This window comes from Pseudoalteromonas sp. UBA6610, from assembly GCF_002433295.1.
GTDB classification, from domain to species: Bacteria; Pseudomonadota; Gammaproteobacteria; order Enterobacterales; family Alteromonadaceae; genus Pseudoalteromonas; species Pseudoalteromonas atlantica.
The window spans coordinates 5633-6440 of sequence record NZ_DJHW01000076.1; the positions used below are offsets into that span (position 1 = coordinate 5633).

The 808-nt window shown below is 42.1% G+C and carries 1 protein-coding gene; it reads left to right on the plus strand.

The features are described 5' to 3' along the window. Positions 1 to 749: hypothetical protein (locus B4F91_RS10245; RefSeq protein ID WP_288635710.1), on the plus strand; the 749-nt coding region annotated here is incomplete at its 5' end. Between the last annotated feature and the right edge of the window lie 59 nt (positions 750 to 808).

Consider the following 808-nt stretch of genomic DNA (forward strand, 5'->3'; position numbering starts at 1 on the left):
CGCTTGAAGAAACGTTTGGTTCATTAATTAACAGCCAACAGCTTGAAGCCTCTAAGCGTGACTCAGAATATCGTGAGCAATTACAAACGCAGTTAGGTAAGTGGCTAGCACAACAAGACCAAATGCTTACCTCGATGACGGATGCAGTAAAACGTACGCAAACGCATATGGATTCGGTTATTGCACAACATAAAGACGTTATTGGAGAGCTCAAAACGGTTGCGGAGTCATCTGCTACAAGTAGCCAAAACCTGAGCAATAGCGCCAACCAAATTGGGGTGTTATCGGGTAATCTATTAAAGGCAACAGAGCTGTTTGATTCGCGCTTAGCTGATATGACCGACACTATTAAAGGTATTTCTGCGCAAAATGATGGATTAGCAAATCACGTAATTGAACAAGCTAAAGTGCTAAGAGGGCTGGAAACCTCGCTTGTTGCTACAACAGAGCAATTTGGTAACACAGCTAAATTAGCTCAAAGTGGCTTTAGCGAAATGAAAACACACCAGAGTGACTTTATACGTGGTGTTGAGGCGTCGTTTGAGGGGTTGAGTAATACCTTAGCTAAGCAAGTATCGGATATTGAAAAGCAAACGAATGAGTGGCTACGTAGTTATTCATCAGAGGTAAATACCCAAGTTAAAGAACGTATGGAAACCTGGAATACCACAACACTTGAGTTTGGTGACCAAATGCGCCGAACTGTGAGTTCTATTTCTGATTTAGTGGATGAATTGGAGCGTAGCTAATGCGGGTATTTAGAAGCAACCAAGTAAATGTTGATGAAGAAAACCCGTATTGGATGTCG